Source organism: Neoroseomonas rubea (assembly GCF_016106015.1).
In the GTDB taxonomy this organism is placed as follows: Bacteria; Pseudomonadota; Alphaproteobacteria; order Acetobacterales; family Acetobacteraceae; genus Neoroseomonas; species Neoroseomonas rubea.
In genome coordinates, this window is record NZ_JACADQ010000174.1 from 1 (window position 1) to 8,111 (window position 8,111).

Genomic DNA, 8,111 nt, shown 5'->3' on the forward strand with positions numbered 1-8,111 from the left:
TCAGGTTGTGCGGGGCGCAATCCGTGCCGAAGCCCATGTTCACGCCACGCGCGCGGTACTTGCCGAAGTGCTTCAGGTGCTCGCCATAGCGCGCGAAGGGCGTCGGGCAATGCGCGACCGTCGCGCCGTGGTCGGCGACCAGGCCGATATCCTTCGCCGTGTGCCAGCCGATCGAGGCGTGCTCGTCGACGAAGATCGCGTGGCCGAGGATCGAGCGCGGCGTGAGAAGCCCGATGGATGCCGCCCATTGGATGGGTGTGACGCCATGGCGGCGGATCATCTCCCGCACCTCGACCACCGCCTGGGCGATATGGGTGGTGAAGGGGCGGCCGGTCTCCCCGGCATAGGCGATGCTTTCGCGCAGCATGTCCTCCTCCACCGTGTCGATCTGGGCGGGGAAGACGATGCCGTGCAGCCGGCCGGAATTGTCTGCCTCGGCGTCCTTCATCACGCGCTTCGCTTCTTCGAACTGGGTGCGGGCGCCTTCGCGGTTCCACATCCAGGTCACCGTCTGTGGCGCCGCCATGCCCCAGCGCGCCGCGGCGAAGCCGGGGCCCGCCCAGACGCGCAGCCCGCTTTCCCGCATGATGCCGAGCCATTCGGGGAAGGGCGGCGAGAGGTCGACCACGCTCGTCACCCCGGCCGACATCAGCTCGGCATAGGCGAGGCGCATGGCGGCGGCCTGGCCCGCCTGGTCGATGCGGAAGGCTTGCAGGCGTTCGAACAGGCCGGACATCTGCTGTTCCGGCACGCCGTGGTCCTCGCGCACGCCGCGGCTGGCGGGCTCGGTGGTCGGGTGGGTGTGGATGTTGACCAGGCCTGGCATGACCAGCATCCGCCGCCCGTCCACCACCTCGGCGCCGGGGGGCACGGGCGCGTCGGGATCATGCCGCGCGATGGCGGAGACGCGGCCGCCCTCCACCAGCACGTCCATGCCGCGCGCATAGGCGTGGCGGTGCGCGGGCGCGTCCCACACCACGGCCCAGGCGGCGTCGCGGATCAGCAGCGGTGCGGTCATGTCGGGCTCCTCAGCGGGTGCGGTTCGCGTAGTCCCAGGTGGTGAAGGTGAAATCCTGCTGGGCGCGCGCCTGCAGGTGGCAGGTGAAGCAGGCGTTCAGCGGGCCGTCGATCCGCTCGCCGCTGGCCGGGTTGAAGCGGGCATATTCCCATTCGCCGTTGCGCAGATCGGGTCCGTAGCCTTCGCCCCAGCCGCGTTCCTTCTGCTGCGCGGCGACGGCGATGAAGGCGGGTTCCGGGATCAGTCGCCCGTTCCCGTCGAGCAGCAGCTGCCCCGCGCCATCCAGCCGCGCCCGCTGGTCGGCCATGATGACGAGCGCGCCGTAGGGGATGGGCTCACCCGGGCGCAGCGCGGCATAGGCTTCGGGGTTGATGTAGATGTTGCGGATGATCCTCCGGTCCGGCTTGTCCACCGTGGTGTAGCGGATGAAGCGCTGCGGCCAGTCGGGCGGCAGGCTGATGTTCTGCGGCCCGGGCGCATAGGCGCGGGGCTGGGCCATGGCGGCGGCGCCGATCGCGCCGGCGAGCAGGGCGATGGCAGGGACGATGGCGCGTCGCATGGCGGTTCCTCCACCCGATGCGCCTATCCCGCCTGCTCCCGGGCTGGCGCGCAAGGGTTTCCGTGCCGTCGCCCCCGGCTATCCTGCGCAACGGAGGACACGCCGCGCCATGACCCAGGACCTGCTGCTCGCCCTTGACCAGGGCACCACCAGCACGCGCACCATCGCCTTCGACGCGGCGCTCGCGCCGCTCGCCACGGCGCAGGAGGAATTGCCGCAGCACTTCCCCGCCCCCGGCTGGGTGGAGCACGAGCCCGAGGACATCTGGGCCGGCACGCTCGCGACGCTGCGCGGTGCGCTGGCCGCGGCGGGCGGCGATGCCACGCGCATCGCCGGCATCGGCATCACCAACCAGCGCGAGACGACGCTGCTGTGGGACCGCGCGACCGGCCGCTGCCTGCACCGCGCCATCGTCTGGCAGGACCGCCGTACGGCCGACCACTGCGCCAGGCTGCGGGCGGAGGGGATGGAGCCGCTCCTCACCGGCCGCAGCGGGCTCCTCGCGGACCCCTATTTCTCGGCGACGAAGCTCGCCTGGATGCTCGAGAACGTGCCCGGCGCGCGCGCGGCGGCGGAACGCGGGGACCTCGCCTTCGGCACCGTCGATTCCTTCCTGGTCTGGCGCCTGACCGGCGGGCGGGTGCATGCGACGGATGCGACCAACGCGTCGCGCACCATGCTGTTCGACATCCGCCGCGGCTGCTGGGACGAGGACCTGCTCCGCCTGTTCCGCATCCCCGAGGCCATCCTGCCCGAGGTGCGCGACTGTGCCGCCGAATACGGGGAGACGGAGGCCGGGCTGCTCGGCGCCGCCGTGCCCGTGCGCGGCGTGGCGGGGGACCAGCAGGCGGCGACGGTCGGGCAGGGCTGCTTCCTGCCGGGGATGGTGAAGTCGACCTACGGCACGGGCTGCTTCGCGCTGCTCAACACGGGCGACGCGCCGGTTGCCTCCCGCGCGCGGCTGCTGACGACCATCGCCTACCAGCTGGGCGGGCGCCGGACCTATGCGCTGGAAGGGGCGATCTTCGTCGCCGGCGCGGCGGTCCAGTGGCTGCGCGACGGGCTTGGCATCATCCGCCACGCGGCGGAGGCCGGAACGCTGGCCGCGCAGGCGGACCCGGCGCAGGAGGTGATCCTGGTGCCGGCCTTCACCGGCCTCGGCGCGCCGCATTGGGATGCGGAGGCGCGCGCGGCGATCTTCGGCATGACGCGCGGCACGGGGCGGGCGGAGCTCTGTCGCGCGGCGCTTGAGAGCGTCGCCTTCCAGACGCGCGATCTGGTCGAGGCGATGCGTGCCGACTGGACGAGTTCCGGGGAGACGGTGCTGCGCGTCGATGGCGGCATGGTCGCCTCCGACTGGACCATGCAGGCGCTGGCCGACGTGCTGGCCGCCCCGGTCGACCGGCCGGCGCTACGCGAGACGACGGCGCTGGGCGCGGCCTGGCTGGCCGGGGTGCAGGCGGGGCTTCTGCCGCCGCCCGGTGAGGGCGGCGCGACGCATTGGCGGCTGGAGCGGAGGTTCCTGCCCGGTACGGGGACGGTTGAGGCAAGCCGGCGCTATGCCCTGTGGCAGGACGCGCTGCGGCGCACACAAGGTCGCCTTGGTGGTGCCGGTGCAGCGTGACGACAACCTTGGCGCGAAATTGAGCGCTGGACGAAAAAAGGCGACACATTCCCCGTCGCGCCGCCTGGATTGCATTCAGTATCGTTAACCATGTTCACGTTTTCGTTGCGATATCGGCCGAAAAAGGCGCCCCGCAGCAGCGTCTTCCGCGACCACCGGGGCCTTGTGGCGTCGGAGTACGCGTTGTTGGCCGCCGGCATCGTCGTCATCGCCGGCGGCGCGACGATCGCCTTCCGGAGCAACCTGCTGACCACCTTCGCGAACATCGGCACGCAGATCCTGGCGACGGCCGACAGGTTGGCGGGCGGGACCGGCACGGCCACCGCCACCCGCACATCCGACGCCGCGCAAGACGATGGCGGGCGTCGCCGCATCTATGACGAACACACGCTGCGCCGACAGGACTGACGCGGCGCGCGACCTCGCCATGACGCCCGGCCGGACGCAGGATGGGGGCGCTGCCCGGGGGAGGGGTCCATGGCAACCGTCGGCATCGTCGCCGCGCTTGGCGTTCCGCGCATCATCAACGGCTACGGGACCAATACGCGCCTGTCCGGCGGCATGATGGCGCCGGAGGTGGTCGCCGCGATGGCCGAGGCGGCGCGCTTCTGCGTCGAGATGCACCATCTCCAGGCCGCGGCATCGCGCGCGATCTCCGAGGCGACGGGGGCCGAGGCCGGAATCGTCACCGCCGGCGCCGCCGCCGCGCTGATGCTGGGTGCCGCCGCCTGCATGGCGCGGCTCGATCCCGCCCGCATGAACCGCCTGCCGGACACCGCGGGCATGCCGGACGAGTTCCTCGTGATCCGCAGCCAGCGCAACATGTATGACCGCGCGCTGCGCGCCGCCGGCGGGCGCATCGTCGAGGTGGGGATTCCCGACCGCTTCTCCGGCCCGGGCGTGCGCGACGCGAGCGCGGGCGAGCTGGCCGAGGCGATCACCGATCGCACCGCCGCGATCTTCCACCTCGCGGGCGAGCAGGCGGAACCGACCCTGCCCGAGGTCGCGCGCGTCGCGCATGCGCGCGGCATCCCGGTGCTGGTCGATGCCGCCGCGCAACTGCCGCCCGCGGACAATCTGCGCCGCTTCATCGCGGAGGGCGCGGATCTGGTGTGCTTCTCCGGCGGCAAGGCGATCGGCGGGCCGCAGGCCTCAGGCATCCTCGCCGGGCGGCGGGACCTCGTCGGCAGCGCGCTGGTGCAGATGCTCGACCTCGACCTGCCGGAGACGCAGTTCGTGGCGCCGGCGGAATTCGCGCCGCTGAACCAGCTCCGCTTCCTGCCGCATCACGGCATCGGACGGGCGGCGAAGACGGGGAAGGAGGAGATCGTCGGGCTGATCGTCGCCCTGCATCGCTTCGCCGCCGAGGATCCCGCGGCGCGCACCGCGCGCTGGGCGGCACGGCTGAAGGCGCTGGAAGGGGCGGCGCCGCGCGCCGCGCTGGTGCCGGATGGCGCGAAGCCCGGCCTGCCGCTGCTGGAACTCCGCTTCGCCGATGCCACCGCGGCCGCGCGCGCCGATGCGGCGCTGCGCGCGCGCAACCCCGCGGTGCACCTGGATGCCTCGCGCATCCGGCGCGGCGTGCTTGCGGTAAACCCCATCGCGCTCGACGATGCCGACCTGCCGCTGTTGGCCGAAGCACTCCGGGACTGCTGCGCATGAGCGACCTGTTCCTCGTCGGCAATGGCGCCGGCTTTTCCGGCGACCGCGTCGATGCGCCCATCCCAGTGGTGCGCACGCTGGTCGATCGCGGCCTGCCCGCGGCGATGTTCTTCGAATGCCTCGCCGAGCGCACCATCGCCCTCGCCCAGATCGAGAAGCGGCGTGACCCGGAGGCCGGCTACGAGCCGATGCTCGAACGCCTGCTCGAACCGATCCTCGCGGATTGCACCAGGGCCGGCATTCCGATCCTCGGCAATTTCGGCGCCGCCAATCCGATGGCGGCGGCGCGCTGCGTCGCGCGGCTCGCCCGCCGGCTCGGCCTGCCGGCGCTGCGCATCGGCGTCGTCACGGGCGACGATGTCAGCGCGAGCGTCGATCTCGCCACGCTGCCGGTGCATGAGGCGGATGCGGGGCTCGACATGTCCGCCTGGACGCTTGTTTCCGCCAATGCCTATATCGGCGCGGCGCCGCTCGCGCAGGCGCTGGCGCAGGGCGCGCAGGTCGTCGTCGCCGGGCGCACCTCCGACCCCTCGCTCGCCATCGCGCCGCTGATGCACCATTTCGGCTGGGCGGAGGACGATTGGGCGAATCTCGCGCGCGGCGCGGCCGTCGGGCATCTGCTCGAATGCGGCAGCCAGGTGACCGGCGGTGTCTTCTGGGATCCCGGCTTCAAGGACATTCCCGACCCCGCGAATATCGGCTTCCCAATCGCAGAAGTGCCGCGCGACGGCGCCTTCGTGATCACCAAGGCCGCCGACACGGGCGGGCTGGTCGATCTGCGCAGCGTGAAGGAACAGCTGCTGTACGAGTTGCACGACCCGGCGGCCTACATGACGCCCGATGTCGTCATGGACATCACCGGCGTGACGCTCGAACAGCGCGGCCAGGATCGCGTCGCCATGGCCGGCGTGCGGGGCCATGCGCGGCCGGACCGGCTGAAGGTGACGGCGTGCTACGAAGGGTCCTGGCTGGGGGAGGGCGAGGTCTCCGTCGCCGGGCCGAACGCGCTGGCCCGCGCGCGCGCGACCGCCGACGTGCTGCTGGAACGGGTCAGGCGCCGCGGCCTCGCCCGCCGCGCCCGCGCCGACCTGATCGGCGTTTCAGCCGTGCACGATTCCGATGACGGCGCGCTGTGGCGATCCTACGATGGCCCCGAACCACCCGACATCCGCATCCGCCTCGCGGTCGAAAGTGCGAGCCGCGACGATGCGGACCAGGCGGCGCGGGAAGCGCTGGCGATGCTCTGCTGCGGCACGGCAGGCACATCCGGCGCACGCTGGCGCGTGACGCCACGCATCCTCACGCGATCCTTCCTGCTGCCGCGGGAGATGGTGCCGACGGAGGTGACGGTGCGGGAGGCGCGGCTGTGGAACTGATCGAGGTGCCGCTGCACGCGGTCGCGCATTCCCGCGCGGGGGACAAGGGCAACCGCGGGAACCTCTCCCTCATGCCCTACGACCCGTCGCTGTATCCTCTGCTGGCCGAGCAGGTGACCGAGGCACGGGTGCTGGAGCTGTTCCGCCATCGCGGCGCGACGCGCTGCACGCGGTTCGACCTGCCGCTGATCCACGCCTTCAACTTCGTCATCGACGACGTGCTGGAAGGGGGCGTGAACGGATCGCTGAACCTCGACGGGCACGGCAAGAGCCTGTCCTTCCGCCTGCTTGCCCTGACGGTGCGCGTGCCCGCTTGCCACGCGCGCAGCCCGGCCTAGGCTTGCGGTCAGCCACGGGAGCAGCGCGCATGGGCGATCTCCGCATCACCGACGTCACGGTCCATCTCGTCGTCTGGCCGCTGCGCATGAAGCGGCGGCACGGCGTGGGCGACATCGAGCGCAGCATGCCCGGCGTGATCGTCCGCATCGGCACCGATGGCGGCATCGTCGGCTGGGGGGAAGCGGCACCCTGGGCGGTCTTCACCGGCACGGCGGAGGCGAGTGCGGCCGCCATCTCCCGCTACCTCAAGCCGGTGCTTGTCGGCGCCGACCCGATGCGCGTGACGACGCTGATGCGCGCCATGGACAAGGCGGTGACCGGCCATGGCGACGCGAAGGCGGCGGTCGAGATGGCTTTGCTCGACATCGCGGGCAAGCGGCTCGGCGCGCCGGTCTCCACCCTGATCGGCGGGCGGCACCGCGACCGCATCCCGCTCTCGGTCTCCATCGCCAATCCGGACTTCGAGGAGGATCTCGACTTCGCGCGCGACGTCATCGCGAACCACGGCGTCAACATCTTCAAGGTCAAGACCGGCTTCACCAGCCATGCCGAGGATCTGCGCCGGATGGAGCGGCTGAAGGCCGCGCTGCCCGCGACCGCCGACATCCGCGTCGACTACAACCAGGGGCTCGATCCCTGGGACGCGATCCGCCTGCTGCGCGACATCGAGGCCTTCCGCCCGACCTTCATCGAGCAGCCGGTCAAGCGCCACCAGCGCGCGGCGATGGCCGAGATCACCCGCGCGCTCGACACGCCCATCATGGCCGATGAGAGCGTCTTCGACCCCGCCGAGGCGGTGGAGCTCGTCCGCGACCGCTTCGCCGACCTGGTCAGCATCAAGATCATGAAGAGCGGTGGCATCCAGCGCGCGCGGGAGGTCGCGGCGATCACCGAGGCCGCCGGCATCACCGCCTATGGCGGCACCATGTTCGAGGCCGGGCTCGCCATCGCCGCCGGGCTGCACCTTGTCGCCGCCACGCCGAACATCGCGCTCGGGGCGGAGTTCTATACCTCCACCTTCGTCATGGGTGTCGAGATCCTGGCAACGCCGATCCGCATCGAGGACGGCCAGACCATCGTGCCCGATGGCCCGGGGCTCGGCGTGGAGGTGGACGAGGATGCGGTGCGGCGCGTGAGCGTCGCGCTGGAGGGCTAGAGCAACATCCGATCAGCAGGACACGGCTGATGGGATATCGCTCTATGGGCGCAGCGTCGCGCCGCCCGGCGGCCGCGTCGCCAGGGCCGGATCCTGCGGCAGGCGCAGCATGATGCGCCGCAGCCCGTCCTCGGCCTGCCGCAACGCGCGCGCGAGTTCCTCCTGGCGCAGGTGCCGCGCGCGCTCGGCGAGCATCGCATGCGTCGTGCCGATCGCGGCCAGCGCGCGGCGGTAGTCGTCGCGTCCTTCGCCGGCCATGTCGGCCGCGAGCGCGGCGACCAGCGCCTGCACCGGCGGGTCGGCGGCGCGGATCGCCACGGGCAGCCTGCGCGCTTCGTCCTGCGCGTCGGCCCCGGCCATCGGGCCGCGGTTCGGGG

The 8,111-nt window shown here is 72.0% G+C and carries 9 protein-coding genes; 6 read left to right on the plus strand and 3 right to left on the minus strand.

Going from position 1 to position 8,111, the window contains the following annotated elements; genetic code table 11:
• The coding region (locus HW577_RS15650; RefSeq protein ID WP_198377086.1) for an amidohydrolase family protein at positions 1-1,018 on the minus strand (1,018 nt) is incomplete at its 3' end.
• A gap of 10 nt (positions 1,019-1,028) precedes the next feature.
• Positions 1,029-1,577: a cytochrome P460 family protein gene (locus HW577_RS15655; RefSeq protein WP_198377087.1), complete on the minus strand. Its 549-nt coding sequence runs from the start codon at positions 1,575-1,577 to the stop codon at positions 1,029-1,031.
• A 109-nt stretch (positions 1,578-1,686) separates the two neighbouring features.
• Between HW577_RS15655 and glpK the strand changes: the two genes are divergently transcribed.
• The 6 genes from glpK (at position 1,687) to HW577_RS15685 (ending at position 7,734) form a co-directional block, all read left to right on the plus strand.
• Positions 1,687-3,201 (plus strand): glycerol kinase GlpK, encoded by a 1,515-nt coding sequence (gene glpK, locus HW577_RS15660; protein ID WP_198377088.1) that lies wholly within the window; start codon positions 1,687-1,689, stop codon positions 3,199-3,201.
• 90 nt (positions 3,202-3,291) lie between these two features.
• A complete protein-coding gene (locus tag HW577_RS15665) occupies positions 3,292-3,609 on the plus strand; it encodes a Flp family type IVb pilin (RefSeq protein ID WP_198377089.1) in 318 nt (105 codons plus the stop codon).
• 69 nt (positions 3,610-3,678) lie between these two features.
• Positions 3,679-4,863: a DegT/DnrJ/EryC1/StrS family aminotransferase gene (locus tag HW577_RS15670; RefSeq protein WP_198377090.1), complete on the plus strand. Its 1,185-nt coding sequence runs from the start codon at positions 3,679-3,681 to the stop codon at positions 4,861-4,863.
• Positions 4,860-6,239: an acyclic terpene utilization AtuA family protein gene (locus HW577_RS15675; RefSeq protein WP_198377091.1), complete on the plus strand. Its 1,380-nt coding sequence runs from the start codon at positions 4,860-4,862 to the stop codon at positions 6,237-6,239. The genes HW577_RS15670 and HW577_RS15675 overlap by 4 nt, the downstream gene beginning before the upstream one ends.
• The gene (locus HW577_RS15680) at positions 6,230-6,577 is read left to right on the plus strand and encodes an AtuA-related protein (protein ID WP_332837737.1); all 348 of its coding nucleotides are present in this window, start codon (positions 6,230-6,232) and stop codon (positions 6,575-6,577) included. Before HW577_RS15675 ends, HW577_RS15680 begins: the two co-directional genes overlap by 10 nt.
• 29 nt (positions 6,578-6,606) lie before the next feature.
• Positions 6,607-7,734, plus strand: coding sequence for an enolase C-terminal domain-like protein (locus HW577_RS15685; protein ID WP_198377092.1), 1,128 nt, complete (start codon positions 6,607-6,609; stop codon positions 7,732-7,734).
• A 42-nt stretch (positions 7,735-7,776) separates the two neighbouring features.
• Here HW577_RS15685 and HW577_RS15690 read toward each other — a convergent pair.
• Positions 7,777-8,111, minus strand: a 335-nt coding sequence (locus tag HW577_RS15690) for a hypothetical protein (protein ID WP_232474975.1), incomplete at its 5' end; no start/stop codon positions are given.

Coding starts and splice junctions, on each gene's coding strand:
- HW577_RS15655 (WP_198377087.1), bottom strand. CDS start 1,577: ATGCGACGCGCCATCGTCCCTGCCATCGCCCTGCTCGCCGGCGCGATC.
- HW577_RS15675 (WP_198377091.1), top strand. CDS start 4,860: ATGAGCGACCTGTTCCTCGTCGGCAATGGCGCCGGCTTTTCCGGCGAC.
- glpK (WP_198377088.1), top strand. CDS start 1,687: ATGACCCAGGACCTGCTGCTCGCCCTTGACCAGGGCACCACCAGCACG.
- HW577_RS15685 (WP_198377092.1), top strand. CDS start 6,607: ATGGGCGATCTCCGCATCACCGACGTCACGGTCCATCTCGTCGTCTGG.
- HW577_RS15665 (WP_198377089.1), top strand. CDS start 3,292: ATGTTCACGTTTTCGTTGCGATATCGGCCGAAAAAGGCGCCCCGCAGC.
- HW577_RS15670 (WP_198377090.1), top strand. CDS start 3,679: ATGGCAACCGTCGGCATCGTCGCCGCGCTTGGCGTTCCGCGCATCATC.